Consider the following 24,946-nt stretch of genomic DNA (forward strand, 5'->3'; position numbering starts at 1 on the left):
TCCCTTTAGTCGATGACTTTCGGAACCAGATACAGGCCGTTTTCGACCGCTGGTGCGATGGACTGGTAGGCCTCGCGATTATTCGTCTCGGTCACCACGTCGGCGCGCAGGCGCTGACTGGCTTCCAGGGGGTGGGCCAGCGGCTCGATACCGTCGGTATCAACGGCCTGCATTTCGTCGACCAGCCCGAGAATGCTGTTGAGGGCGGAAGTAATGTGCGGAAGATCGGCATCGTTGAGGCCAAGGCAGGCCAGATGCGCGATTTTTTCCACGTCGGAGCGTTCTAGCGCCATCGGGATTCTCCAGTGGAAAACAGAACGGACGGCGTCCGTGTGTTAGATTGTCGGAACACTACCGCACTTCTACGGTCATAAGGCCGCGATTGTGGGGCTTGGTGCACAGAAAAGCGGCCAATTTAACATATTGGCGCCTTGCCCAAAATCCCTGTCGTTGTTAGAGTTTGCCGCACTTTTTTACCCACGCGTTGCCTAGGGTCCCTTTCCCATGTTCAAGAAACTGCGTGGCATGTTTTCCAGCGATCTTTCCATTGACCTGGGCACTGCCAACACCCTTATTTACGTGCGCGAGCGCGGTATCGTCCTGAATGAGCCATCGGTTGTGGCCATTCGGACACACGGTAACCAGAAAAGTGTCGTCGCTGTCGGCACCGAGGCCAAGCGCATGCTCGGCCGTACGCCGGGCAACATTGCTGCCATTCGTCCGATGAAGGACGGCGTGATCGCCGACTTCAGCGTCTGCGAAAAGATGCTGCAGTACTTTATCAACAAGGTTCACGAAAACAGTTTCCTGCAGCCCAGCCCTCGTGTGCTGATCTGCGTTCCATGCAAGTCCACCCAGGTTGAGCGTCGCGCCATCCGTGAATCGGCCCTTGGCGCCGGTGCCCGTGAAGTGTTCCTGATCGAAGAGCCGATGGCTGCTGCGATCGGTGCCGGCCTGCCGGTTGAAGAAGCGCGCGGTTCGATGGTCGTGGACATCGGTGGTGGTACCACTGAGATCGCCCTGATCTCCCTGAACGGTGTGGTCTACGCCGAATCCGTTCGTGTCGGCGGCGACCGTTTCGACGAAGCGATCATCACCTACGTGCGCCGCAACTACGGCAGCCTGATCGGTGAATCCACCGCTGAGCGCATCAAGCAGGAAATCGGTACGGCCTACCCGGGCGGCGAAGTACGCGAAGTCGATGTTCGCGGTCGCAACCTGGCCGAAGGCGTTCCACGCGCATTCACCCTGAATTCCAACGAAGTGCTTGAGGCTCTGCAAGAGTCGCTGGCCACCATCGTTCAGGCGGTGAAAAGCGCGCTGGAGCAATCGCCGCCGGAACTGGCTTCCGACATCGCCGAGCGTGGCCTGGTGCTGACTGGTGGTGGCGCGCTGCTGCGTGACCTCGACAAGTTGCTGGCTCAGGAAACCGGTCTGCCGGTGATCGTTGCCGAAGATCCGCTGACTTGCGTTGCTCGCGGCGGTGGCCGTGCGCTGGAAATGATGGATAAGCACACCATGGATCTGCTTTCGAGCGAATAAGCTTCGAATGCAATACGTGGGTGAACGCACAGGCAGCACTTTGCAGTGCTGCCTGTTGGCGTTTATCTTCTGTCAGTCTTCATCCAGGCCGGTTTGATGCCGTATGAATAAACAGAACATTTGCCTGGGAGGAGCGGCTTATTAAACCGCTTTTCACCAAAGGCCCTTCGTTGGGCGTGCGCCTGTTGGTGCTGGCCGTGCTCGCGGTCGCACTGATGGTGGTCGATGCACGTTTCGACCTGCTCAAGCCCGCGCGCAAGCAAGCGTCGCTGGTGCTCATGGATGCCTACTGGATCACTGACCTGCCCGGCCGCTTGTGGGAAGGGGTCGCCAGTCAGTTCGGCAGCCGCACCGAGCTCGTCGCCGAAAACGAAAAACTCAAGACCGAAAACCTGCTGTTGCAGGGGCGCATGCAAAAGCTCGCGGCCCTGACCGAGCAGAACGTTCGGCTGCGCGAGTTGCTCAATTCCTCCGCACTGGTCAATGAAAAGGTCGAAGTGGCCGAGTTGATCGGCATGGACCCCAACCCCTTCACCCATCGCATCATCATCAACAAAGGTGAGCGCGACGGCGTGGTGCTCGGTCAACCGGTGCTCGATGCACGCGGGCTGATGGGCCAGGTGGTTGAATTGATGCCGTACACCTCGCGCGTTCTGCTGCTGACCGACACCACTCATAGCATTCCGGTGCAGGTGAACCGTAACGGTCTGCGCGCGATTGCCAGTGGCACCGGCAACCCTGAGCGCCTCGAATTGCGTCATGTCGCCGACACAGCCGACATCAAGGAAGGCGATCTGCTGGTCAGCTCCGGCCTTGGCCAGCGTTTTCCGGCCGGTTATCCGGTGGCCACGGTAAAAGAGGTCATCCACGACTCCGGCCAACCGTTCGCTATCGTCCGCGCCGTGCCCACAGCCGCCCTGAACCGCAGTCGCTACCTGCTGCTGGTGTTCAGCGACAGCCGCACTGCCGAGGAACGCGCCAATGACGCCGCCCAGGCCCAGGAACAGCTCGACGCTCACGGCGGTGGCCCGATGTTGCCGGCCAGCGTGCCGAAACCGTTGATCATGCCTGCTACGCCGTCGACCGCTACCGCAGCGCCGGCCACTGAAGCCGCAGCGCCTGCCGCCACGCCAGCCACGCCAGCCAAGCCCGCCGCGAGCAAACCGCCCGCTGCCGCTCCGGCCGCTGCCAAACCGCCGGCCGCGAGCAAACCACCGGCGAAACCGCCAGCGACTACCGGGGGACGAGAATAATGGTCGGCGCGAAAAAATCCGGAAACGGCTGGATGATCTGGCTGACGTTCTTCGTCGGCATCCTGCTCAGCGTATCGCCGTTGCCAATCTTCATGGAAATCCTCCGCCCGCTGTGGCTGGCCTTGCTCGTGACGTTCTGGGCGCTGTACATGCCGCACACGGTCGGCATGGTCACGGCGTTCTGTCTGGGGCTGGCCGAAGATGTCCTGCAGGGCGACTTGCTCGGACAGAACGCGCTGATCCTGACCCTGATTACTTTCCTCGTGTTGTCATTGCAGCAGCGCCTGCGCATGTTCCCGATGTGGCAGCAGTGCCTGGTGATCCTGGTGATCTTCGGCCTCGCACAGTTGGCGCAACTGTGGCTAAGCGCTCTGACCGGCAACCGTCAGCCAACCCTGGCGCTGGTCTTGCCGGCGCTGGTCTTGCCGGCGCTGGTCAGTGCCTTGCTCTGGCCGTGGGTCAGCTTCGCCCTTCGCGGAATGTGCCGACGCTACAGAATCTATTGAGCCGGTGAAGCAGGGCACTGAACAGGGAGATGTTTTGATGAAACTGCTTTACCTCGCCTCCGGCTCACCGCGCCGCCGTGAATTGCTCACGCAGATCGGCGTGCATTTCTCTGCCATCAGCGCGGACATCGACGAAACCCCGCTTCCTGAAGAATCCCCTTCGGCCTATGTCGAACGCCTTGCGCGTGGCAAGGCTGAGGCCGGTCGCCGTTCGGTCGTCTCTGATCAGCCGTTCTGCGTGCTTGGCGCCGACACCGCTGTGGTGCTCGACGGCAAAATTCTTGGCAAACCGGTGGACGAAGCCGATGCATGCGCCATGCTGATGATGTTGTCCGGCAACGAACACGAAGTGCTGACCGCCATCGCCGTGCTCGAAGGTGAGCGCTGCGAGTCGCGGGTGGTGCGCAGTCGGGTGCGTTTCCGCAGCATCAGCCGTGATGAGGCCGGCGCCTACTGGGCCAGTGGCGAACCGCGCGACAAGGCCGGCGGCTATGGCATTCAGGGCCTGGGTGCGGTGTTTGTCGCCGGGCTCGAAGGCAGCTATTCGGCGGTGGTCGGCTTGCCGTTGTGCGAAACCTGCGAGGTGTTGGGCCATTTCGGCATACCCTGTTGGCAAAACCTGAACACGCCCTGAGCGTCGTACGAATCCAGATGCGGCCACTATCGTGAACATGCCTGAACGAGATCCTGCCATGAGTGAAGAGATTCTGATCAACATCACGCCGATGGAGTCGCGCGTGGCGGTGGTCGAAAACGGTGTGCTGCAAGAAGTCCACGTCGAGCGCACGCAGAAACGCGGGATCGTCGGCAACATCTATAAAGGCAAGATCGTTCGTGTGCTGCCGGGCATGCAGGCGGCATTTGTTGACATCGGCCTCGATCGTGCGGCTTTCATTCACGCCGCCGAAATCTCCCTGCGTGAAGGCCCGGCGGTGGAAAGCATCAGTTCGCTGGTGCACGAAGGCCAAAGTCTGGTGGTGCAAGTCACCAAAGACCCGATCGGCTCCAAAGGCGCACGCCTGACCACACAACTGTCGATTCCTTCGCGTTATCTGGTGTACATGCCGCGTACCGCTCATGTCGGTATTTCCCTGAAGATCGAAGACGAAGCCGAGCGCGAGCGCCTCAAGCAGGTGGTCAGTGATTGCGTGGCCAAAGAAGGCATCAAGGAGGCCGGCGGCTTCATTCTGCGCACAGCCGCTGAAGGCGCGGGCGCTGATGAAATCCTCATGGACATCCGTTACCTGCGGCGCCTATGGGACCAGATCAACGAGCAGATCAAGACCATCGCCGCGCCCAGCGTGATCTACGAAGACCTCGGCCTGGCCCTGCGCACCCTGCGTGACCTGGTCAATCCGAAGATCGAGAAGATCCGCATCGACTCCCGGGAAACCTTCCAGAAAACCACGCAATTCGTCGCCGAACTGATGCCGGAAATCGCCGATCGTCTGGAACACTATCCGGGCGAGCGGCCGATCTTCGATCTGTACGGTGTCGAAGACGAAATCCAGCGCGCGCTGGAGCGCAAGGTACCGCTGAAATCCGGCGGCTATCTGGTGATCGATCCGGCGGAAGCCATGACCACCATCGACGTCAACACCGGGGCGTTCGTCGGTCATCGCAACCTCGAAGAAACCATTTTCAAGACCAATCTCGAAGCGGCCACGGCGATTGCCCGGCAGATGCGTCTGCGCAATCTCGGCGGGATCATCATCATCGACTTCATCGACATGGAAGATGAAGAGCACCAGCGTCAGGTCCTGCGCACTCTGGAGAAACAGCTGGAGCGCGATCACGCCAAGACCAACATCATCGGCATTACCGAGCTGGGCCTGGTGCAGATGACCCGCAAGCGCACCCGCGAAAGCCTTGAGCAGGTGCTGTGCGAACCGTGCAGCAGTTGCCAGGGACGCGGCAAACTGAAGACCGCCGAAACCATCTGTTACGAGATCTTCCGCGAGATTCTGCGCGAGGCGCGGGCCTATCAGGCCGAGGGTTATCGGGTGCTGGCCAACCAGAAAGTAGTCGATCGTCTGCTCGATGAAGAGTCCGGTAACGTCGCCGAGCTTGAAGGCTTTATCGGCCGCACCATACGCTTCCAGGTGGAAACCATGTATTCCCAGGAACAATATGACGTGGTGCTGCTCTGAAGCCCTGCATCACCACTCATTCAACGCGGCTGGCCTCAGCTTTTCGCAGTATTTTTGCCATGGGAGCCAACTGACATGGAGCGTCTGACACGCATTCTGGCCGCACTCACCCGCTGGGGGCTGGGCCTGTGCGCGTTGGTTCTGGTGTTGATGGCGTTGTACGTCAGCCTCGGCCGCGAGCTGACCCCTCTGGTGGCGGAATACCGCGCCGACATCGAAGACAAGGCCAGCGCCGCCCTCGGCATGCCCTTGCAGATCGGTGAGCTGGAAGGCAACTGGAGCGGTTTCGCGCCGATCCTGCTGGCCCACGACGTGATGGTCGGCGACGGTGCCAACGCTCTGCGCCTCGACCGCGTGCGGGTGGTGCCGGATATGTGGGGCAGCGTGCTCGCCCGCGAAGTGCGCCTCGCGCATATCGAACTCAACGGTTTGAAGATCAGCCTCAAGGAAGCCGAAGACGGTACCTGGGCGCTGGAAGGCCTGCCGGTGCAGAAGGATCAACCGTTCGATCCGGCACAATTGTTCCAGCGCTCGCAGATGATCAAGCAACTGTCGGTGCTCGACAGCCAAGTGACCCTGCAACCGCTCGACCACGCGCCCATGACGCTCACCTATGTCGGTCTGAATCTGCGCACCAGCGCCAGCCGCCAGCGTCTCGACGCGCGTCTGACCTTGCCCGATGGCCAGCCTGTGGCGCTGAGCCTGCGCAGCCAGTTGCGTCCTGATCAGTGGCAGAACAGCGCTATCGAGGGCTATGCCAGCCTGCCGCAGAGCGACTGGTCGAAGTGGCTGCCCGAGCGCCTGACCCAGCAATGGAATTTTTCCGAGATCAAGGCCGGCGGCGAACTCTGGGTCGATTGGGCCGAAGGCGCATTGCAAAGCGCCGCGTTGCGCCTGAATGCGCCGCAAGTGACCGGTGCCTACGCCGAGCGCAAGCCAATCCAGATCAACAATCTGGCGCTCAACGCCTATTACCGCAACACCGCCGAGGGCGCGAAGGTCACTCTTGATTCACTGGCGATGAGCTTCGGCGAAACCCGCTGGGAATCCCATGTGCAGGTGCAGCAGACTCGCGCCAGCGCCAAGGCTGAAGAGCTCTGGCATCTGCAGGCCGATCGCCTCGATCTGACCCCGATCACGCCGCTGCTCAATGCGCTGGGGCCATTGCCGCAGAGTTTCGCCACAGTGGTCGAGCGTTTGAAGGTTACCGGCGGTCTGCGCAACGTCCTGCTGGATTTCCGTCCGACCGCCACCGATGGCAGCAAATTCGGCTTTGCCGCCAACCTCGACAATGTCGGTTTCGATGCCTACCACGGCGCTCCAGCGGCGCGAAATGTCAGCGGCAGCCTCAGCGGCAATCTGGACGGCGGTGAGTTGCGCCTCGACAGCAAGGACTTCGTCCTGCACCTCGATCCGATTTTCGCCAAGCCATGGCAATACCTGCAAGCCAATGCGCGGCTGACGTGGAAGCTCGACAAGGATGGCTTCACCCTGATTGCGCCGTACCTCAAAGTGCTGGGCGAGGAGGGCAAGATTGCCGGCGACTTCCTCATCCGCCTGCACTTCGACCATAGCCAGGAAGACTACATGGACCTGCGCGTCGGCCTGGTCGATGGCGACGGTCGCTATACCGCGAAATATCTGCCGGCGGTGTTGAGCCCGGCGCTTGATGAGTGGCTACGCACAGCGATCCTCAAAGGCGCGGTGGATCAGGGTTTCTTCCAGTATCAGGGCTCGCTGAGCAAGAATGCCGGCGAGGCTGATCGCAGCATCAGCCTGTTCTTCAAAGTGCATGACGCCGAACTGGCCTTTCAGCCGGGCTGGCCGCACGTGAGCAAGGTCAGCGGTGACGTGTTCATCGAGGACAGCGGCGTGCGCATCTGGGCCAGCAAGGGCCAATTGCTCGATACGCAAGTCAGCGATGTCTTCGTCAATATTCCTCACGTACCGGCCGGGCAGAACTCGCATTTGTTTCTTGATGGCGCATTTGCCGGTGCCCTGGGCGATGGCTTGAAAATTCTTCAGGACGCGCCGATCGGCACTGGCGAAACCTTTGCCGGTTGGGAGGGCGCGGGTGATCTCAACGGCAAGCTCAAGCTGGATATTCCGCTGGCCAAGGGCGAGCAACCGAAAATCCTCGTCGATTTCAAAACTGCCAACGCGCGGCTGAAACTGGCCGAACCGAAACTGGAACTGAGCCAGCTCAAGGGCGATTTCCGCTTCGACAGCAATAAAGGCCTCAGCGGCCAGAACATCTCTGCACGGGCCTTCGATAAACCGGTCACTGCGCAGATCTTCGCTGATGGCAGCCCCAACCAGATCAAGACTCGCGTCGCCGCATCCGGACAGGTTGAAGTCAAAAAGCTCACCGACTGGCTCGGCGTGACCCAGCCGTTGCCGGTGTCCGGGACGATTCCGTATCAGTTGCAGCTGAATCTTTCAGGGGCCGACAGCCAGTTGCTGGTCAGCTCCAGCCTCAAAGGCGTGGTGGTGGATCTGCCAGCGCCGTTCGGCATGGCCGCCGATGTCGGACGTGACACGGTATTCCGCATGACCTTGCAAGGGCAGGAGCGGCGGTACTGGGTCAATTACGATCAACTGGCCAATTTCACTTTTGCTGCGCCGCCGAGCAATTTCGCCGATGGCCGTGGCGAACTGTTTCTCGGTGCTGGCGAAGCGGTGTTGCCGGGCGCCAAGGGCCTGCGCATACGCGGGGTGCTGTCGGAACTGGACGTCGCGCCGTGGCAGGATCTGGCCAGCAAGTACGCTGGCGGGGATCCGGGCGGCAGCGCCAAGCAACTGCTCAGCAGCGCTGACATCAAGGTCGGCAAATTGACCGCGCTCGGCACCACATTGGATCAGGCCTCGGTGCAGATCAATCGCAAGCCCGGCGCATGGAATCTCGCTCTCGATAGTCAGCAGGCCAAGGGCACGGCCAGCCTGCCGGACGCCAACGGCGTGCCGATTGCGGTGAATCTGCTATACGTGAAACTGCCGGCGCCGGACCCGGCGGTGCAGGCTGACGAGAACGCGCCGGATCCATTGGCGTCGGTCGACCCGACGAAAATCCCGGCGCTGGATATCACCCTCAATCAATTGTTCCTCGGCCCCGATCTGGTGGGTGGCTGGTCGCTGAAAGTGCGGCCGACGGCCAAGGGCATCGCTCTGAACAACCTCGACATGGGCCTCAAGGGCATCCTCCTGCAAGGCAACGGCGGCTGGGAAGGCGCGCCGGGGGCAACCAGCAGTTGGTACAAGGGCCGGGTCGGCGGCAAGAATCTGGCCGACGTGCTCAAAGGCTGGGGCTTCGCGCCAAGCGTCACCAGTGAAGAATTCCACATGGATGTCGATGGACGTTGGCCGGGCTCGCCGGCGTGGCTGGCGACCAAGCGCTTCTCCGGCACCCTCGACGCCTCGCTGAACAAGGGCCAGTTCGTTGAAGTGGAAGGTGGTGCTCAGGCGCTGCGGGTGTTCGGCCTGCTCAACTTCAACTCGATCGGCCGGCGCCTGCGTCTGGACTTCTCCGACCTGTTCGGCAAAGGCCTGAGCTACGACCGGGTCAAAGGTCTGCTGGTGGCGAACAATGGTGTCTACGTGACACGTGAGCCGATTCGCCTGACCGGGCCTTCGAGCAATCTTGAGCTGGACGGCACGCTGGATCTGGTCGGTGACAAGGTCGATGCGAAATTGCTGGTGACACTGCCGGTGACCAACAACCTGCCGATCGCCGCGCTGCTCGTCGGCGCACCGGCGGTCGGCGGCGCGCTGTTCCTCATCGACAAGCTGATCGGCGACCGCGTCGCGCGCTTCGCCAGCGTCAAGTACACCGTCAAAGGCCCATGGAAAGAGCCGAAAATCACCTTCGACAAGCCTTTTTGAACGGCCCGGCCTTGAAGCGATGGAGTAGCATGGCCAAATACCTCTTTGGGAGTTCGCCATGTCTTTAGCGGTGATTCAAATGGTCAGCCAGAGTGACGTGCCGGCCAATCTGGCCCAGGCCCGACGCCTGCTTGAACAGGCCGCCGCCGGCGGGGCGAAACTCGCGGTGCTGCCGGAAAACTTCGCCGCCATGGGCCGTCGTGACGTCGCTGATATCGGCCGCGCCGAGGCCTTGGGCGAAGGGCCGATCCTGCCCTGGTTGAAACAGACCGCCCGCGACCTCACCTTATGGATAGTCGCCGGCACATTGCCGTTGCCACCGTTGGGTCAACCCACGGCCAAAGCCAATGCCTGCTCGTTGTTGATCAATGAATACGGCGAGATCGTCGCGCGCTATGACAAGCTGCATCTGTTCGATGTCGATGTCGCCGACAATCGCGGCCAATACCGTGAATCCGATGACTATGCTTATGGCGGTAATGTAGTGGTGGCGGATACGCCGGTGGGGCGAGTCGGTCTGAGCGTGTGTTACGACTTGCGTTTCCCGGAGCTGTACAGTGAATTGCGTGCCGCCGGTGCCGAATTGATTACCGCACCGTCGGCGTTTACGGCCGTAACCGGCGCCGCGCATTGGGATGTACTGATCCGCGCGCGGGCCATCGAAACACAGTGTTATATCCTCGCGGCCGCACAGGGCGGCAGTCATCCGGGGCCACGCGAGACCTTCGGGCATGCGGCGATTGTCGACCCGTGGGGGAGTGTGCTGGCCCAGCAGGATCAAGGCGAGGCGGTGTTGCTGGCCGCCCGCGACAGCGATGAACAAGCGTCCATCCGGGCGCGCATGCCGGTGACGCGTCATCGGCGGTTTTTCTCGCAGGGCGCCCAGCGGCCTGCTTCAGAACACGAATTTAAGGCGTAAACCTATGAGCGAGTTGTTGTCCTCAGTCAGTGATCACCTGTTGGCACCCGGCGGTGTCACGATCGAGAGCCTGCAAGGCGTGCTCGGCGATCTGGCCGGGCCGGGCATCGATGCCGCCGACCTGTATTTCCAGGGCCAGATTTCCGAGTCGTGGGCGCTGGAAGACGGCATCGTCAAGGAAGGCAGCTTCAACCTCGATCAGGGTGTCGGCGTGCGCGCGCAGTCCGGTGAGAAAACCGGTTTTGCCTACAGCAACGCGATCACCCTCGAGGCCCTCGGTGCAGCGGCGCGTGCGGCGCGTTCGATCTCCCGCGCCGGGCAGAACGGCACCGTGCAGGCGTTCACCAGCCAGGACGTCGCGCAACTGTACGCGCCCGATAACCCGCTGGAAGTGCTCAGCCGCGCGGAAAAAGTCGAGTTGCTCAAACGCATCGACGTCGCCACCCGCGCACTCGACCCACGGATTCAGCAGGTCAGCGTGAGCATGGCCGGGGTCTGGGAGCGAATCCTGGTGGCCTCCACCGACGGTGGCCTGGCCGCCGACGTGCGCCCACTGGTGCGTTTCAACGTAAGCGTCATCGTCGAGCAGAATGGCCGTCGCGAACGCGGCGGGCACGGCGGCGGTGGGCGTACCGATTACCGCTACTTCCTCGCCGAAGACCGCGCCATGGGTTATGCCCGCGAAGCGCTGCGCCAGGCTCTGGTCAATCTGGAAGCGATTCCGGCGCCGGCCGGTACCTTGCCGGTGGTGCTGGGTTCCGGCTGGTCCGGGGTGCTGTTGCACGAAGCGGTCGGCCATGGCCTGGAAGGCGATTTCAACCGCAAGGGCAGCTCGGCCTACAGCGGGCGCATGGGTGAAATGGTTGCCTCCAAACTTTGCACCATCGTCGATGACGGCACCTTGAGCGGCCGTCGCGGTTCGCTGAGCGTCGATGACGAAGGCACCCCGACCGAGTGCACCACGCTGATCGAAAACGGCGTACTCAAGGGCTACATGCAAGACAAGCTCAATGCGCGGCTGATGGGCGTGGCACGCACCGGTAACGGTCGCCGCGAATCCTATGCGCACCTGCCGATGCCACGCATGACCAACACCTACATGCTCGGTGGCGAAAGCGATCCGGCAGAAATCATCGCCTCGGTGAAGAAGGGCATTTACTGCGCCAACCTCGGTGGCGGTCAGGTCGATATCACCAGCGGCAAGTTCGTGTTCTCGACCAGCGAGGCTTATCTGATCGAGGATGGCAAGATCACCGCACCGGTCAAAGGCGCGACGTTGATCGGCAACGGCCCCGAGGCGATGAGCCGGGTGTCGATGGTCGGTAACGATCTGGCGCTGGACAGCGGTGTGGGTACGTGTGGCAAGGATGGGCAGTCGGTGCCGGTGGGTGTCGGCCAGCCAACGCTGAAAATCGATGCGATTACCGTGGGTGGCACGGGCGCATAAGAGAGGCGGGGCTTTCGGGTGGCGCGCAGGACGGCCACCCGGTGGCGATTTTCAACGCAGGCCGCGTTGAGTCTCGTCCAGCTCCCGAATGTATTTGAAGATCTTGCGGCTCGAAGCAGGCGGTTTGTTTTGCGCAACCTCATGCTGGGCCTGACGGATCAGGGAACGCAATTGCTGGCGATCGGCGTCCGGGTACTCGATGACGAATTTCTCCAGCACGGCGTCATCGCCCGCGATCAGGCGGTCACGCCAGCGTTCCAGATTATGGAAACGCTCGTTGTACTGGCGAGTGGAGGCATCGAGTTGATCGAGCAGAGTCAGAATCGCGTCAGTGTCCTGGTCGCGCATCAGTTTGCCGATGAACTGCAAATGCCGTTTACGCGCGATGTTCGCGGTGTGCTTGGGCGCATCGGCCAATGCCCGGCGCAAAGCGTCGGTCAACGGCAGTTTGGCGACCAGATCAGGCTTGAGTGTGGTCAGGCGCTCGCCGAGGTCAACCAGCGCATGCAACTCGCGTTTGACCTGAGATTTGCTTTTTTCTCCCGTATCGAGGGAGTCGTCGTAAGAATCAACCATGGTGGCAGTCCGCAAAGAAACGCCGCCATGATAACCAGTCGGGGGCCGCTTGTCCGGCCCGGTCGCTCGATGACCCCAGCCGAAAGCAGAATTTGAGTGGAGATGAGCATGAGTGCAGTTCAAAGCGTCGGCCCGCAGGCATTGCCGGCACTGCAAGAACAGGTCGAGCAGATCATCGCCGAAGCCAAGCGCCAGGGCGCCAGCGCCTGTGAAGTCGCGGTGTCGCTGGAGCAAGGCCTGTCGACTTCGGTGCGTCAGCGCGAGGTCGAAACCGTTGAATTCAATCGTGATCAGGGTTTTGGCATTACCTTGTATGTCGGTCAGCGCAAAGGCTCGGCCAGCACCTCGGCCACCGGGCCGGAGGCGATTCGTGAAACCGTCGCTGCAGCACTCGCGATCGCCAAACACACCTCCGAGGACGAAGCCTCGGGTCTGGCCGATGCGGCGCTGATGGCCAGGGATGTGCAGGATTTCGACCTGTTCCACGAATGGGACATCACCCCGGAGCAGGCCATCGAGAAGGCTTTGCTCTGCGAGGCGGCGGCGTTCGATGCTGATGCGCGGATCAAGAACGCCGACGGCACCACCCTCAGCACCCATCAGGGCTGCCGGGTTTACGGCAACAGCCACGGTTTCATCGGCGGTTACGCATCGACCCGGCACAGCCTGAGTTGCGTGATGATCGCTGAAGCCGACGGCCAGATGCAGCGCGATTACTGGTACGACGTCAATCGCCAGGGCAGTCTGCTCGCCGATCCGGTGAGCATCGGCCAGCGTGCCGCGCAACGTGCAGCCAGCCGTCTGGGCGCGCGGCCGGTGCCGACCTGCGAAGTGCCGGTGCTGTTTTCCGCCGAACTGGCGGGCGGTCTGTTCGGCAGCTTCCTCTCGGCCGTGTCGGGCGGCAGCCTGTATCGCAAATCGTCGTTTCTCGAAGGCACCCTCGGGCAAAAGCTGTTCCCGGAATGGCTGACCATTGATGAGCGCCCGCATCTGATGCGCGCCATGGGCAGTGCTTCCTACGACGGTGATGGCCTGGCGACTTACGCGAAACCGTTCGTCGAGAAGGGCGAGTTGGTTTCCTACATCCTCGGCACCTATTCCGGGCGCAAACTGGGCATGCCGAGCACCGCCAACGCGGGCGGTGTGCACAACCTGTTCGTCACCCATGGCGATGAAGATCAGGCAGCGCTGTTGAAGCGCATGGGCCGAGGTCTGCTGGTCACCGAATTGATGGGCCACGGCCTGAACATGGTCACCGGCGACTATTCGCGCGGTGCGGCGGGCTTCTGGGTGGAAAACGGCGAGATCCAGTTCGCTGTGCAGGAAGTGACCATCGCCGGCAACATGCGCGACATGTTCAAGCAGATTGTCGCGGTGGGTAATGATCTGGAGCTGCGCAGCAACATCCGCACCGGCTCGGTGTTGATCGAGCGGATGACTGTCGCCGGCAGCTAAGCCGCGAATCCGCCAACAAAAAAAGGCGCGCCATCCGTTCTGGATGGCGCGCCTTTTTTCTTCGCTTCGCACAAATCCCCTGTGGGAGCGAGCCTGCTCGCGAAAGCGGTGGATCAGTTGTAAATGTGCTGACTGACACAGCGCATTCGCAAGCAGGCTCGCTCCCACAAGTGAGCAGCGCAAACTCGAGTGCTTGTGTTGGTTCTCATTATCATCTAATAATAAATCTCATCTCCGAACGAGTCCCGGATCATGAGTTCTGCCTTGCACGAGCAGCCCTACCTCGAAAGCTGGCGCTGGATGAGCCGCCAGATCCGTTGCGCGCTGGATCCTGACGAACCGCGCCTGATCGAACACTACCTCGCCGAAGGGCGCTATCTGTCCTGTTGCACAGCCACTTCGCCCTGGACTGTCGCCGAAACGTCTTTCCGTCTGCTGCTCGATACCGCCACCGACATCGCGTTGCCGTGGCACTGGCGCAGCGTCTGTCTCGATCAAGCCTGGCGCCCCTTGCGTGAAATGGAGCGTCTGTCGCTATGCCAATGCCGCTTGCGGCGCTGGCAACGCTACACCTGGCAGCTCGCCACTTGCGAGTTGCAACCGTCGATTCCTCTCATTGATTTGCTGCAAGGACATTCGCATGACCAAGACACGTATTGAGCGCGACAGCATGGGCGAACTGCAGGTGCCGGTCGATGCGCTCTATGGCGCGCAGACCCAGCGCGCCGTGGACAACTTCCCGATCAGCGGCAAGCCGATGCCGACGCAGTTCATCCGCGCGCTGATCCTCGCCAAAGCCGCCGCTGCGCGGGCCAACGTTGAGCTGAACCAGATCAGCGCGGCCCAGGGCAAAGCCATCAGTGATGCCGCGCAAGGTCTGCTCGAAGGCGATTTCATGCAGCATTTCCCGGTGGATATCTTCCAGACCGGTTCCGGCACCAGCTCGAACATGAACGCCAACGAAGTGATCGCGACGCTGGCCACTCGCATGCTCGGCGAGCCGGTCAACGCCAACGATCATGTCAACTGCGGGCAAAGCAGCAACGACATCATCCCGACCACCATCCACGTCAGCGCCGCGCTGGCGCTGCATGAACAATTGCTGCCGGCGCTGTTGCATCTGGTCCAGGTGATCGAGCGCAAGGCCGAGCAAGTGCATCACCATGTGAAGACCGGGCGCACTCACCTGATGGACGCGATGCCGGTGCGCATGAGCCAGGTGCTCAACGGTTGGGCGCAGCAGCTCAAGGCCAACATCGCGCATCTGCAGGACCTGCTGCCGAGCCTGCAAGCGCTGGCGCAGGGCGGCACTGCGGTCGGTACCGGGATCAATGCGCATCCGGAGCTCGCCGCGCGATTCAGTCGGCATCTGAGCCAACTGACCGATGTGCAGTTCACCCCGGGCAAGGATCTGTTCGCGCTGATTAGCTCGCAGGACACTGCGGTCTCTGTCTCCGGCCAGCTCAAAGCTACTGCGGTGTCGCTGATGAAAATCGCCAACGACCTGCGCTGGATGAACTCAGGTCCCCTGGCCGGCCTCGGCGAAATTGAACTGCAAGCACTGCAACCGGGTTCATCGATCATGCCCGGCAAGGTCAACCCGGTGATCCCGGAAGCCACCGCGATGGTCGCTGCGCAAGTGATCGGCAACGACTCGGTGATCACCGTCGCCGGTCAATCCGGCAACTTCGAACTGAACGTGATGTTGCCGATCATCGCGCAGAACCTGCTGAGCAGCATCGAACTGCTGGCCAATTCCAGTCGCCTGCTCGGTGACAAGGCAATCGCTACTTTCAAGGTCAACGAATCGCGCTTGCAAGAAGCGTTGTCGCGCAATCCGATTCTGGTCACCGCGCTCAATCCCATCATCGGTTACCAGAAAGCCGCCGAAATCGCCAAGCAGGCCTACAAGGAAGGCCGCGCGGTGATCGACGTCGCTCTGGAACACACCGACCTGTCGCGCAGCCAGCTGGAAGAGTTGCTCAACCCCGAGAAACTCACCGCCGGCGGCGTGTAAACCCCGCAACCGCTTTGGAGGCTCACCATGGAGCACTGGAAACGCACGATCGAACGGGCCAATCGCTGCTTCATGCTGGGCGAACTGATCGACGCCCGTGAGGCTTACCTGCAAGCCCTGGCTCTGGCGCAAGTGTTGTTCGAACGCTGGGCAGATGCCGACGAAGCGGTGGCGGCCTGCGTCGTCTCTCATCACAACCTCGCCGACCTGCATTTGCGCCTGAACCAACCGGAGGAGAGCGCCGAATACCTGTGCGCTATCCATCAGCGTTTGTTGCAGACCATTCAGGACGAACGCCTGCGTCCGGCCCTGCGTGAGGCGGCGTTGCGCCAGAGCAGCAAGACCTATGTCGAACTGTTGAATTTCATCAGCGAGCACGGCGAGTACCCGCGCACCCAGCGCCTGCTGCATCCGGACACCGGCAATGCCCGCCGCGCCTCAACTTCTCATCAGTATGGAGTCCATTGAAATGGCTTTTACCTTGCCTGCCTTGCCTTACGCCTACGATGCCCTCGAGCCGCACATCGATGCGCAGACCATGGAAATCCATTACACCAAGCATCACCAGACCTACATTAACAACCTCAATGCCGCCGTGGAAGGCACCGAATTCGCCGAGTGGCCGGTGGAAAAACTTGTCGCCAGCGTCCAGCAACTGCCGGAAAAGCTTCGCGCGGCGGTGATCAATCAGGGCGGCGGTCACGCCAATCACTCGCTGTTCTGGGAAGTGATGGTGCCCAACGGAGGCGGCAAGCCCGACGGCGCGCTGGCCACGGCTATTGATGAGCAACTGGGCGGACTCGACAGTTTCAAGGAAGCCTTCACCAAGGCCGCGCTGACCCGTTTCGGCAGCGGTTGGGCCTGGCTCTGCGTGACACCGGAGAAAAAACTGGTCGTGGAAAGCAGCGGCAATCAGGACAGCCCGTTGATGAACGGCAATACCCCAATCCTCGGTCTCGACGTCTGGGAGCACGCCTACTACCTGCGCTACCAGAACCGTCGCCCGGAATACATCAACGCGTTCTACAACGTGATCAACTGGCCGGAAGTTGCTGCGCGCTATCACGCCGCACTGGTTTAAGCCTTCAATAAAAACAATCCAGGGCTGACTATGGGCACGGAAACACTGGCGATTGGCAGCGGACGCATGTTTCGTTACGCGGTGGGCTCGCTGTTGCTGCTGGCGGGGATGGCTTTGCTGGTCGCCCACGGTTTGCAGTGGCTGAATCTGGAATCGAAGCTGTTGCGCGCCTTGCACGGCGGTGCCATCTGCGCATTGGGCACGGCGCTTGGCGCGGTGCCGGTGCTGGTAATCCGGCGCATGCCGCAGGCACTCAGCGACACCTTGCTGGGATTTGGTGCCGGGGTGATGCTGGCGGCGACGGCGTTTTCGCTGATCGTGCCGGGCATTGCTGCGGCGGAGAGTCTTGGTCTTACGCCGTGGGCCGCCAGTGGCCTGATCTGCTTCGGCATCCTGCTCGGCGCGTTCGGTCTGTATCTGGTGGATCGGCGCGTTTCGGGTGCCTCGCCGGAGATGCTCGTCGGCACGCTGGAGCATCCGGTGATTCCACCACGAATCTGGCTGTTCGTGTTCGCCATCATCGCGCACAACATTCCGGAAGGCATGGCGGTCGGCGTGTCTGCCGGCGGTGGGATGGCGGACGCCGACAGTCTGGCGATGGGCATTGCGTTGCAGGATGTGCCGGAAGGCCTGGTGATTGCGTTGGTGCTGGCCGGGGCGGGAATGTCACGGTTCAGGGCGTTTCTGATCGGCGCGGCGTCTGGGCTGGTCGAACCGGTATTTGCACTGTTATGCGCGTGGCTGGTGAGTCTGGCTCAAGTGCTGTTGCCGCTGGGACTGGCATTGGCGGCCGGGGCGATGTTGCTGGTGGTGACCCACGAAGTGATTCCGGAGTCGCGCCGTCATGGGCATGACAAGCTGGCGAGTCTGGGCCTTCTGATCGGGTTTTGTCTGATGATGGTGATGGATACGGCGTTGGGGTGAATGGAGGCGAGGAACAGTGTCCCCGCCTCAAGGATTATTCACCTTCGTCGAAATATCTTTCGATCAGATCGACCAATGCGTCCATGGCTTCCTGAGCCTGTTCGCCTTCGGTGCTCAAATGGATTTTGGTGCCTTTACCCGCCGCGAGCATCATCATTGCCATGATGCTCTTGCCGTCGACAGTCGTTTCAGGGCTGCGTCCCACCCGGATCGTGCAGTCTGGGTACTGACCGGCCACGCCGACGAATTTGGCCGATGCCCGAGCATGCAGACCCAGCTTATTGATGATTTCAATTTCACGAGCAGGCATCGCGGTGTGAATCCTTTAGGTGAGGTCGCGGTGGCGAACCTGGACGTTCTTCAGGGTTTTCTGCAGGGCCTGACCCAGACGTTCGGTCAGGTAGACGGAGCGGTGGTGCCCGCCGGTGCAGCCAATGGCAATGGTCACGTAGGCGCGGTTGCTGGCGGCGAAACGTGGCAGCCACTTGTTCAGGTAGGCGTAGATGTCCTGATACATTTCTTCGACATCCGGCTGCTGCGCCAGATACTCGGCCACAGGGGCATCAAGGCCGGACTGAGCGCGCAATTCGGGTTTCCAGTACGGATTGGGCAGGCAGCGCACATCGAAGACCAGATCGGCATCGACCGGCATGCCGCGCTTGAAGCCAAATGATTCAACCAGAAACGCCGTGCCGGGCTCAGGCTGATTCAACAGACGCAACTTCAGGGTATCGCGCAGTTGATACAGATTCAGGCTGGTGGTGTTGATTTTCAGGTCAGCCAGGTCGGCGATCGGGCCGAGCAGGGCGGTTTCATCGTGAATCGCCTCGGCCAGCGAGCGATTGGCGTTGCTCAGCGGGTGACGACGACGGGTCTCGGAAAAACGCTTGAGCAGGGTTTCTTCATCGGCGTCCAGGTACAGCACATCGCACTTGATGTGTTTGGCACGCACGTCTTCGAGCAATTCGGGAAAGCGTGACAGATGGCTGGGCAGGTTGCGCGCATCAATCGACACGGCGACCAGCGGCTGCGCCAGTTCCGTGTGAATCAGCGCACGCTCGGCCAGTTCCGGCAGCAAACCGGCCGGCAGATTGTCGATGCAGTAGTAGCCGTTGTCCTCAAGGACATTCAGGGCGGTACTTTTACCCGAGCCCGAACGGCCACTGACAATGATCAAGCGCATGATTAGTGCCCGTTCTGCTCGTCCAGTACAACCTGGTACAAGGCTTCGTTGCTCGCGGCGCTGCGCAGTTTTTTACGAACTTCCTTGCGGTCGAGCATGCTGGCGATCTGGCGCAACAACTCCAGATGCGCGTCGGTTGCGGCTTCCGGGACAAGCAGTACGAACAGCAGGTCCACCGGAGCGCCGTCGATGGCGTCGAAATCGATTGGGGCTTTAAGATGCAGCAGGGCACTGACTGGTGCCGTGCAGCCCTTGAGGCGGCAGTGGGGAATGGCGATGCCGTTGCCAAAACCGGTGGAACCGAGTTTTTCACGGGCGATCAGCGCGTCGAAGACATCCTGCATCTCCAGATCCGGCACTTCGCGGTGGATCAGGTTGGCAATCTCTTCGAGGGCTTTTTTCTTGCTGCCGCCCGGCGCGTTCACTTTGGAACGGCCGGGGGTCAGGATGGTTTCAAGTCGGATCATGGGATAGGGGTGTTAACGACCGGTCGCGCCCTGGAGGAGGCTCTGGGTCTTTTCCTTATGCTTTTTGAGTTGGCGATCCAGCTTGTCGGTAAGTGAGTCGATCGCAGCGTACATGTCGGTATTTTCTGCGTTGGCAACTACTTCTCCGCCGGGTATATGCAGTGTGGCTTCGATCTTCTGCTGCAGTTTTTCGACGCACATCGTGACTTGCACGTTAGTGATTTTGTCGAAATGCCTCTCCAATCGGTCGAGTTTTTCCTCGATGTAGGAACGCAGAGGTTCGGTCACTTCCAGTTGGTGTCCACTGATGTTGACTTGCATACAGCTTCTCCTTCGTTGCCAGTGCATAAAGCGGCAGGCCGAAAAGCCTGCCACTGGAACGCTGTAACGTGGCTTACATCAACCGCTTGCGTTCGCTCGAAGGCGCGATTCCGAGGGATTCGCGGTACTTGGCGACGGTGCGGCGAGCCACCTGAATGCCTTGTGCCTCCAGTAAACCAGCGATCTTGCTGTCACTCAACGGCTTTTTCTGATTTTCCGCGGCGACCAGTTTTTTGATGATCGCGCGGATCGCCGTGGACGAGCATTCGCCGCCTTCGGAGGTGCTGACGTGGCTGGAGAAAAAGTATTTCAGCTCATAAATACCGCGCGGGGTATGCATGAATTTCTGCGTGGTCACCCGGGAAATCGTCGATTCGTGCATGCCGACCGCTTCGGCGATGTCATGCAATACCAATGGCTTCATCGCTTCGTCGCCGTATTCGAGGAAACCGCGCTGATGTTCGACGATCTGCGTGGCCACTTTCATCAGGGTTTCGTTGCGGCTCTGCAGGCTCTTGATGAACCAGCGGGCTTCCTGCAACTGGTTGCGCATGAAAGTGTTGTCGGCGCTGGTGTCGGCACGTTTCACAAACCCGGCGTACTGGGCATTGACGCGCAGACGTGGCACCGATTCCTGGTTCAGCTCGACCAGCCAGCGCTCGTTGTCCTTGCGCACGATCACATCGGGAATGACATATTCGGCTTCGGTCGACTCGATCTGCGAACCGGGACGCGGATTGAGACTCTGCACCAGTTCGATGACCTGGCGCAGCTCGTCTTCCTTGAGCTTCATCCGGCGCATCAACTGGCTGTAATCGCGACTGCCGAGCAGGTCGATGTAATCGGCGACCAGACGCTTGGCCTCGGTCAGCCACGGCGTCTTCGCGGGCAGCTGGCGCAATTGCAGCAGCAGGCATTCGCTGAGGTTGCGGGCGCCGATCCCGGCGGGCTCGAATTGCTGGATGCGATGCAGGACGGCCTCGATCTCGTCGAGCTCGATGTCCAGTTCCGGATCGAACGCTTCAAGAATTTCTTCGAGGGTTTCGTCCAGATAGCCCTGATTGTTGATGCAGTCGATCAGGGTCACGGCGATCAGGCGATCGGTGTCGGACATCGGCGCCAGGTTCAGTTGCCAGAGCAGATGGCTCTGCAGGCTCTCGCCGGCGGACGTGCGGGTGGTGAAATCCCACTCATCATCATCGCTGCTGGGCAGGCTGCTGGCGCTGGTCTGGTAGACGTCTTCCCACGCGGTATCCACCGGCAATTCGTTGGGGATGCGCTCGTTCCATTCGCCATCCTCGAGGTTGTCCACCGTCGGGGCGGTTTCCTGGTAGGAGGGTTCCTGGATTTCGGCGGGCTTCTGTTCGGCGTTGTCGGCCAGAGGATCGGCGTTGTCGAAGTCGTCGCCTTCTTCCTGGCGTTCGAGCATCGGATTGGATTCCAGAGCCTCCTGGATCTCCTGTTGCAGGTCCAGGGTCGACAATTGGAGCAGGCGGATGGCCTGTTGCAGCTGCGGTGTCATCGTCAGCTGCTGGCCCATTCTCAAGACTAGCGATGGTTTCATGGCAGGGGCTTAACACCTTATTCGCCGGCGCTTTGCGCCATCCACTACAGGGCGCCGAAGCGCCAAACTTAAGCAAATTATATGCCTGAAACTGAAGTGTTTGCCTAGAGCGCTGTAACAATTAAAGCGGATAAATGCGCCTTGAATCGATACAGCGCTGTCGCGCTTACAGGCGGAACTCGTGACCCAGATACACTTCCTTGACCAGATCGTTGGCCAGGATGGTCTCGGCATCACCTTCGGCGATCAGTTGACCGTCGTTGACGATGTAAGCGGTTTCGCAGATATCCAGGGTCTCACGGACGTTGTGGTCGGTGATCAGCACACCGATGCCCTTGGCCTTGAGGTGGTGAATGATCTGCTTGATGTCGCCGACCGAGATCGGGTCGACACCGGCGAACGGTTCGTCGAGCAGGATGAATTTCGGCGCAGTGGCCAGGGCACGAGCGATTTCCACCCGGCGGCGCTCACCACCGGACAGGCTCATGCCGAGGTTGTCGCGGATGTGGCTGATGTGGAATTCCTGCAGCAGGCTTTCCAGCTCCTTGCGCCGACCGGCCTTGTCGAGTTCAGGGCGAGTCTCGAGGATCGCCATGATGTTGTCGGCGACCGACAGTTTGCGGAAGATCGACGCTTCTTGCGGCAGATAGCCGATACCGGCCTTGGCGCGGCCGTGCATCGGCTGGTGGCTGACGTCCAGATCATCGATCAGCACACGACCCTGATCCGCCTGCACCAGGCCGACGATCATGTAGAAGCACGTGGTCTTGCCGGCGCCGTTCGGGCCGAGCAAGCCGACGATCTGCCCACTGTCGATCGACAGGCTGACGTCACGCACGACCTGGCGGCTTTTATAGGCCTTGGCCAGGTGCTGAGCTTTCAGAGTTGCCATTACTGGGATTTCTCTTCGGTTTTCTTCTTCGGCTGGATCACCATGTCGATGCGCGGACGCGCTTCGGTGACCTTGCTGCCCGTGGCGCGACCGGCGCTGGCCAGTTTCTTCACGGTGTCGTAGACGATTTTCTCGCCTTGGGTGGTGTTGTTGTCCTTGTCGACAACCTTGGCCTTGTCGATCAGCACGACGCGATTCTGCTGAGCGTGATATTGAATCGTCACGCCCCAGCCTTGAACCGGTTTGGCGTCGCCCTGGGTCTGCAACTGCTCGAAGTAGGCCAGGTTGCCCACCGAGGTCACCACATCGATGTCGCCATTGGGCGCGCGAGTCATGGTCACGGTGTTGCCTTTGACGATCATCGAACCCTGGGTAATGACCACGTCACCTTTATAGGTGGCGATGCCATTCTTGTCGTCCAGTTGGGCGTCGTCGGCCTGAATGCGGATCGGCTGCTCCTGATCGTTCGGCAGGGACCAGGCGCTCGCGCTTCCCAGTGCTGCGCCCAGACTGAGCAAAATAGGGAGGGTTTTAACGAGCCTCATACTGTCCTCTTACGTTCGATTGCAGGTGTATCCTGCTGTCCTTCAAGTACGCTTTCATTCCGACGCCAGTCGATACACCGCCAGCGCCCTCGATTCTAACGGGTTGCGCAGTCTGCGCATATTCCTGCTGCGGGAACACGGTCATGCGGGTGCTGGTGATCAGGGTGCCGCGCTGTTTCTCGTCGGTGCGCTGTACGCGTACCGAGTCGATCAATTCCACTTCGGTACCGCCGGAATTCACCTCGCCGCGCTCACTGGTCACGTGCCACGGGAAGTCGGTGCCGCGGTACATGTTCAAATCAGGCTTGGTCACCAGGGTGACATCGGTAGCCTTGACGTGCTCGGCCTTGTCGGAAGTCATCTCGTACTGCACCTTGCCGTCCGGCAGGTACTGAATGGTATGCGTGTTGGTCGCGTACCAGTCGATCGGATTCTCGGCAGCCGAAACCGGTGGCTTGTCGAGGAAGCGTTCCGGGCTGATGTTCCAATAGCCGACCGCAGCGAAAATCGCCGCGATGCAGCCGAACAGCAGGAAGTTGCGAAACTTTTTGCTAAACATGGTCAGGCTCACAGGTACGCGGCGTTGGCCGCTTCGAGGCGGCCCTGGGCGCGCAGGATCAATTCGCAGAATTCGCGGGCGGCACCTTCGCCGCCACGGGCGCGGGTAACGCCGTGGGCGTGTTCGCGGACGAAATCGGCAGCGTTGGCCACCGCCATGCCCAGCCCTACACGGCGGATCACCGGCAAGTCTGGCAGATCGTCACCGAGATAGGCGACTTCTTCATAGCTTAGGCCCAGTTGCGCGAGCAGACCGTCGAGTACCACCAGTTTGTCCTCGCGCCCCTGAAACAGATGCGGGATGCCGAGGTTCTTCGCGCGGCGCTCAACCACCGGGGTCTTGCGACCACTGATGATCGCCGTCTGCACGCCGGCATTCATCAACATCTTGATGCCCTGGCCGTCGAGCGTGTTGAAGGTCTTGAACTCGCTGCCGTCTTCAAGGAAGTACAGGCGCCCGTCGGTGAGCACACCGTCGACGTCGAACACAGCCAGTTTGATTGCTTTGCCGCGTTGCAGCAGATCGTTGCTCATTACATGACTCCTGCGCGCAGCAGATCGGAGAGGTTGAAGGCGCCGATCGGGCGATCCTCCTCGTCGACGACTACCAGAGCGTTGATTCGATGGTCTTCCATGATTTTCAGGGCTTCGGCGGCGAGCATGTCGGGCCGGGCGGTCTTGCCGTGTGCAGTCATTACCTGGTCGATGGTGGCGCTGCGGATGTCGATGGCGCGATCCAGGGTGCGGCGCAAATCACCGTCGGTGAAGATCCCGGCGAGCTTGCCATCGGCTTCAATAATAGCGGTCATGCCCAGACCCTTGCGGGTCATTTCCATCAGCGCGTCTTTGAGCAGGGTGCCGCGTTGTACCTGCGGCAGCTCCTGTCCGGCGTGCATGACGTTTTCGACTTTCAGCAGCAGGCGACGGCCAAGGGCGCCGCCGGGATGCGAGAAGGCAAAATCTTCAGCAGTGAAACCGCGCGCTTCCAGCAAGGCCACGGCGAGGGCATCGCCCATGACCAGCGCTGCAGTAGTAGAAGAAGTCGGCGCCAGATTCAACGGACAGGCTTCGTGCTCGACATGCACATTGAGATTGACCTCCGCAGCCTTCGCCAATGGCGACTGTGGATTGCCGGTGACGCTGATCAGCTGGATACCCAGGCGTTTGATCAATGGCAGCAGCGTCACGATTTCGTTGGTCGAGCCAGAGTTCGACAGGGCCAGAATCACATCGTCGCGGGTGATCATGCCCATGTCGCCGTGGCTGGCTTCGGCCGGATGCACAAAAAACGCCGGAGTGCCGGTGCTGGCCAGGGTGGCGGCGATCTTGTTGCCGATATGCCCGGATTTACCCATGCCGACCACGACCACGCGGCCCTTGCTGGCCAGAATCATCTCGCAGGCGCGTACGAAATCGGCGTCGATATGGGCCATCAAGCCTTGGACGGCTTCCACTTCGAGGCGGATGGTGCGTTGTGCCGATTGAATCAGGTCGCGGGTTTTGCTCATGTCAGAATCGTATGGGCCGATGAAAAGGCGGCGATTATAGCGGTTATGTGGCAAAGCCTCACGCAAGTTCGACGTGCTTTGTCATTACTGGTTACCAAAACCCTCTGAAACTCGCTCGGGCCCTCTTCAGTCGGCGATCTTGGCCGGGTTCTCGCTTGG

26 protein-coding genes are annotated in these 24,946 nt (G+C 60.8%); 14 read left to right on the forward strand and 12 right to left on the reverse strand.

Features of this window, described 5'->3' with window-relative positions; translation table 11 throughout:
• Positions 1-5: 5 nt before the first annotated feature.
• The gene (gatC, locus tag AAEZ10_RS19430; RefSeq protein WP_024011606.1) at positions 6-293 is read right to left on the reverse strand and encodes an Asp-tRNA(Asn)/Glu-tRNA(Gln) amidotransferase subunit GatC; all 288 of its coding nucleotides are present in this window, start codon (positions 291-293) and stop codon (positions 6-8) included.
• Positions 294-504: 211 nt separating this feature from the next.
• On the opposite strand from gatC, the gene mreB reads away from it, so the two are divergent.
• The 8 genes from mreB to tldD all read left to right on the forward strand — a co-directional run bounded on the left by mreB (position 505) and on the right by tldD (position 11,696).
• A complete protein-coding gene (gene mreB / locus AAEZ10_RS19435) occupies positions 505-1,542 on the forward strand; it encodes a rod shape-determining protein MreB (RefSeq protein ID WP_002555108.1) in 1,038 nt (345 codons plus the stop codon).
• 188 nt (positions 1,543-1,730) lie between these two features.
• On the forward strand, positions 1,731-2,795 hold the full coding sequence (mreC, locus tag AAEZ10_RS19440) for a rod shape-determining protein MreC (RefSeq protein ID WP_371915158.1): 1,065 nt from the start codon (positions 1,731-1,733) through the stop codon (positions 2,793-2,795).
• Positions 2,795-3,301: a rod shape-determining protein MreD gene (gene mreD, locus AAEZ10_RS19445; RefSeq protein ID WP_350570550.1), complete on the forward strand. Its 507-nt coding sequence runs from the start codon at positions 2,795-2,797 to the stop codon at positions 3,299-3,301. The genes mreC and mreD overlap by 1 nt, the downstream gene beginning before the upstream one ends.
• Positions 3,302-3,338: 37 nt before the next feature.
• On the forward strand, positions 3,339-3,935 hold the full coding sequence (locus tag AAEZ10_RS19450) for a Maf family protein (protein ID WP_252877449.1): 597 nt from the start codon (positions 3,339-3,341) through the stop codon (positions 3,933-3,935).
• A 58-nt stretch (positions 3,936-3,993) separates the two neighbouring features.
• Positions 3,994-5,451, forward strand: a complete 1,458-nt coding sequence (gene rng / locus AAEZ10_RS19455; protein ID WP_016771696.1) for a ribonuclease G — start codon at positions 3,994-3,996, stop codon at positions 5,449-5,451.
• Positions 5,452-5,526: 75 nt separating this feature from the next.
• The gene (locus tag AAEZ10_RS19460) at positions 5,527-9,330 is read left to right on the forward strand and encodes a YhdP family protein (RefSeq protein ID WP_350570553.1); all 3,804 of its coding nucleotides are present in this window, start codon (positions 5,527-5,529) and stop codon (positions 9,328-9,330) included.
• 58 nt (positions 9,331-9,388) lie between these two features.
• Positions 9,389-10,249 carry a carbon-nitrogen hydrolase family protein gene (locus AAEZ10_RS19465; protein WP_350570555.1) on the forward strand — a complete coding sequence of 287 codons (861 nt, stop codon included), beginning with the start codon at positions 9,389-9,391 and terminating at the stop codon, positions 10,247-10,249.
• A gap of 4 nt (positions 10,250-10,253) precedes the next feature.
• Positions 10,254-11,696, forward strand: a complete 1,443-nt coding sequence (gene tldD, locus AAEZ10_RS19470) for a metalloprotease TldD (RefSeq protein ID WP_016771693.1) — start codon at positions 10,254-10,256, stop codon at positions 11,694-11,696.
• A 51-nt stretch (positions 11,697-11,747) separates the two neighbouring features.
• On the opposite strand, the gene yjgA is transcribed toward tldD, so the two are convergent.
• Positions 11,748-12,272 carry a ribosome biogenesis factor YjgA gene (yjgA, locus tag AAEZ10_RS19475; protein ID WP_016771692.1) on the reverse strand — a complete coding sequence of 175 codons (525 nt, stop codon included), beginning with the start codon at positions 12,270-12,272 and terminating at the stop codon, positions 11,748-11,750.
• Between the two features lie 108 nt (positions 12,273-12,380).
• On the opposite strand from yjgA, the gene pmbA reads away from it, so the two are divergent.
• From pmbA to AAEZ10_RS19505, 6 genes are all read left to right on the forward strand, one after another.
• On the forward strand, positions 12,381-13,727 hold the full coding sequence (gene pmbA, locus AAEZ10_RS19480; RefSeq protein WP_024011613.1) for a metalloprotease PmbA: 1,347 nt from the start codon (positions 12,381-12,383) through the stop codon (positions 13,725-13,727).
• A gap of 252 nt (positions 13,728-13,979) precedes the next feature.
• A complete protein-coding gene (locus AAEZ10_RS19485) occupies positions 13,980-14,387 on the forward strand; it encodes a hypothetical protein (RefSeq protein WP_016771690.1) in 408 nt (135 codons plus the stop codon).
• Positions 14,368-15,744, forward strand: a complete 1,377-nt coding sequence (locus tag AAEZ10_RS19490) for a class II fumarate hydratase (protein ID WP_350570558.1) — start codon at positions 14,368-14,370, stop codon at positions 15,742-15,744. Before AAEZ10_RS19485 ends, AAEZ10_RS19490 begins: the two co-directional genes overlap by 20 nt.
• A gap of 27 nt (positions 15,745-15,771) precedes the next feature.
• Positions 15,772-16,212: a DUF2753 family protein gene (locus AAEZ10_RS19495; RefSeq protein ID WP_073473792.1), complete on the forward strand. Its 441-nt coding sequence runs from the start codon at positions 15,772-15,774 to the stop codon at positions 16,210-16,212.
• A 1-nt stretch (position 16,213) separates the two neighbouring features.
• Positions 16,214-16,825: a superoxide dismutase gene (locus AAEZ10_RS19500; RefSeq protein WP_243242890.1), complete on the forward strand. Its 612-nt coding sequence runs from the start codon at positions 16,214-16,216 to the stop codon at positions 16,823-16,825.
• A 30-nt stretch (positions 16,826-16,855) separates the two neighbouring features.
• Positions 16,856-17,749 carry a ZIP family metal transporter gene (locus AAEZ10_RS19505; RefSeq protein ID WP_350570560.1) on the forward strand — a complete coding sequence of 298 codons (894 nt, stop codon included), beginning with the start codon at positions 16,856-16,858 and terminating at the stop codon, positions 17,747-17,749.
• Between the two features lie 34 nt (positions 17,750-17,783).
• Here AAEZ10_RS19505 and AAEZ10_RS19510 read toward each other — a convergent pair whose 3' ends face one another.
• The 10 genes from AAEZ10_RS19510 to AAEZ10_RS19555 form a co-directional block, all read right to left on the reverse strand.
• A complete protein-coding gene (locus tag AAEZ10_RS19510) occupies positions 17,784-18,059 on the reverse strand; it encodes an HPr family phosphocarrier protein (RefSeq protein WP_024011619.1) in 276 nt (91 codons plus the stop codon).
• Positions 18,060-18,074: 15 nt separating this feature from the next.
• A complete protein-coding gene (gene rapZ / locus AAEZ10_RS19515) occupies positions 18,075-18,932 on the reverse strand; it encodes an RNase adapter RapZ (RefSeq protein ID WP_016771684.1) in 858 nt (285 codons plus the stop codon).
• A gap of 2 nt (positions 18,933-18,934) precedes the next feature.
• Entirely contained in the window at positions 18,935-19,399 is a 465-nt protein-coding gene (gene ptsN, locus AAEZ10_RS19520) for a PTS IIA-like nitrogen regulatory protein PtsN (protein ID WP_350570563.1), read from the reverse strand.
• 12 nt (positions 19,400-19,411) lie between these two features.
• Complete coding sequence (hpf, locus tag AAEZ10_RS19525) at positions 19,412-19,720, reverse strand: ribosome hibernation-promoting factor, HPF/YfiA family (protein ID WP_073473786.1); 309 nt, start codon at positions 19,718-19,720, stop codon at positions 19,412-19,414.
• Between the two features lie 73 nt (positions 19,721-19,793).
• Positions 19,794-21,284 carry an RNA polymerase factor sigma-54 gene (locus AAEZ10_RS19530; RefSeq protein ID WP_016771682.1) on the reverse strand — a complete coding sequence of 497 codons (1,491 nt, stop codon included), beginning with the start codon at positions 21,282-21,284 and terminating at the stop codon, positions 19,794-19,796.
• Positions 21,285-21,450: 166 nt separating this feature from the next.
• Positions 21,451-22,176, reverse strand: a complete 726-nt coding sequence (gene lptB, locus AAEZ10_RS19535; RefSeq protein WP_024011621.1) for an LPS export ABC transporter ATP-binding protein — start codon at positions 22,174-22,176, stop codon at positions 21,451-21,453.
• Positions 22,176-22,721 (reverse strand): lipopolysaccharide transport periplasmic protein LptA, encoded by a 546-nt coding sequence (gene lptA / locus AAEZ10_RS19540; RefSeq protein WP_073473782.1) that lies wholly within the window; start codon positions 22,719-22,721, stop codon positions 22,176-22,178. The genes lptB and lptA overlap by 1 nt, the downstream gene beginning before the upstream one ends.
• Positions 22,708-23,280, reverse strand: a complete 573-nt coding sequence (gene lptC, locus AAEZ10_RS19545) for an LPS export ABC transporter periplasmic protein LptC (RefSeq protein WP_024011622.1) — start codon at positions 23,278-23,280, stop codon at positions 22,708-22,710. Before lptC ends, lptA begins: the two co-directional genes overlap by 14 nt.
• Positions 23,281-23,288: 8 nt before the next feature.
• Positions 23,289-23,813 (reverse strand): KdsC family phosphatase, encoded by a 525-nt coding sequence (locus tag AAEZ10_RS19550; protein WP_016771677.1) that lies wholly within the window; start codon positions 23,811-23,813, stop codon positions 23,289-23,291.
• Positions 23,813-24,787: a KpsF/GutQ family sugar-phosphate isomerase gene (locus AAEZ10_RS19555; protein WP_024011623.1), complete on the reverse strand. Its 975-nt coding sequence runs from the start codon at positions 24,785-24,787 to the stop codon at positions 23,813-23,815. The genes AAEZ10_RS19550 and AAEZ10_RS19555 overlap by 1 nt, the downstream gene beginning before the upstream one ends.
• Positions 24,788-24,946: the final 159 nt, after the last annotated feature.

Origin of the sequence: Pseudomonas sp. H26/SER47-MNA-CIBAN-0231 (genome assembly GCF_040310465.1) — a bacterium.
Taxonomy (GTDB): Bacteria; Pseudomonadota; Gammaproteobacteria; order Pseudomonadales; family Pseudomonadaceae; genus Aquipseudomonas; species Aquipseudomonas atacamensis.

Coding starts and splice junctions, on each gene's coding strand:
- tldD (WP_016771693.1), top strand. CDS start 10,254: ATGAGCGAGTTGTTGTCCTCAGTCAGTGATCACCTGTTGGCACCCGGC.
- ptsN (WP_350570563.1), bottom strand. CDS start 19,399: ATGATCCGACTTGAAACCATCCTGACCCCCGGCCGTTCCAAAGTGAAC.
- AAEZ10_RS19495 (WP_073473792.1), top strand. CDS start 15,772: ATGGAGCACTGGAAACGCACGATCGAACGGGCCAATCGCTGCTTCATG.
- rng (WP_016771696.1), top strand. CDS start 3,994: ATGAGTGAAGAGATTCTGATCAACATCACGCCGATGGAGTCGCGCGTG.
- hpf (WP_073473786.1), bottom strand. CDS start 19,720: ATGCAAGTCAACATCAGTGGACACCAACTGGAAGTGACCGAACCTCTG.
- AAEZ10_RS19505 (WP_350570560.1), top strand. CDS start 16,856: ATGGGCACGGAAACACTGGCGATTGGCAGCGGACGCATGTTTCGTTAC.
- mreD (WP_350570550.1), top strand. CDS start 2,795: ATGGTCGGCGCGAAAAAATCCGGAAACGGCTGGATGATCTGGCTGACG.
- AAEZ10_RS19485 (WP_016771690.1), top strand. CDS start 13,980: ATGAGTTCTGCCTTGCACGAGCAGCCCTACCTCGAAAGCTGGCGCTGG.
- mreB (WP_002555108.1), top strand. CDS start 505: ATGTTCAAGAAACTGCGTGGCATGTTTTCCAGCGATCTTTCCATTGAC.
- AAEZ10_RS19460 (WP_350570553.1), top strand. CDS start 5,527: ATGGAGCGTCTGACACGCATTCTGGCCGCACTCACCCGCTGGGGGCTG.
- AAEZ10_RS19530 (WP_016771682.1), bottom strand. CDS start 21,284: ATGAAACCATCGCTAGTCTTGAGAATGGGCCAGCAGCTGACGATGACA.
- gatC (WP_024011606.1), bottom strand. CDS start 293: ATGGCGCTAGAACGCTCCGACGTGGAAAAAATCGCGCATCTGGCCTGC.
- AAEZ10_RS19500 (WP_243242890.1), top strand. CDS start 16,214: ATGGCTTTTACCTTGCCTGCCTTGCCTTACGCCTACGATGCCCTCGAG.
- AAEZ10_RS19465 (WP_350570555.1), top strand. CDS start 9,389: ATGTCTTTAGCGGTGATTCAAATGGTCAGCCAGAGTGACGTGCCGGCC.
- lptB (WP_024011621.1), bottom strand. CDS start 22,176: ATGGCAACTCTGAAAGCTCAGCACCTGGCCAAGGCCTATAAAAGCCGC.
- AAEZ10_RS19450 (WP_252877449.1), top strand. CDS start 3,339: ATGAAACTGCTTTACCTCGCCTCCGGCTCACCGCGCCGCCGTGAATTG.
- yjgA (WP_016771692.1), bottom strand. CDS start 12,272: ATGGTTGATTCTTACGACGACTCCCTCGATACGGGAGAAAAAAGCAAA.
- AAEZ10_RS19550 (WP_016771677.1), bottom strand. CDS start 23,813: ATGAGCAACGATCTGCTGCAACGCGGCAAAGCAATCAAACTGGCTGTG.
- AAEZ10_RS19510 (WP_024011619.1), bottom strand. CDS start 18,059: ATGCCTGCTCGTGAAATTGAAATCATCAATAAGCTGGGTCTGCATGCT.
- AAEZ10_RS19490 (WP_350570558.1), top strand. CDS start 14,368: ATGACCAAGACACGTATTGAGCGCGACAGCATGGGCGAACTGCAGGTG.
- rapZ (WP_016771684.1), bottom strand. CDS start 18,932: ATGCGCTTGATCATTGTCAGTGGCCGTTCGGGCTCGGGTAAAAGTACC.
- pmbA (WP_024011613.1), top strand. CDS start 12,381: ATGAGTGCAGTTCAAAGCGTCGGCCCGCAGGCATTGCCGGCACTGCAA.
- lptA (WP_073473782.1), bottom strand. CDS start 22,721: ATGAGGCTCGTTAAAACCCTCCCTATTTTGCTCAGTCTGGGCGCAGCA.
- AAEZ10_RS19555 (WP_024011623.1), bottom strand. CDS start 24,787: ATGAGCAAAACCCGCGACCTGATTCAATCGGCACAACGCACCATCCGC.
- lptC (WP_024011622.1), bottom strand. CDS start 23,280: ATGTTTAGCAAAAAGTTTCGCAACTTCCTGCTGTTCGGCTGCATCGCG.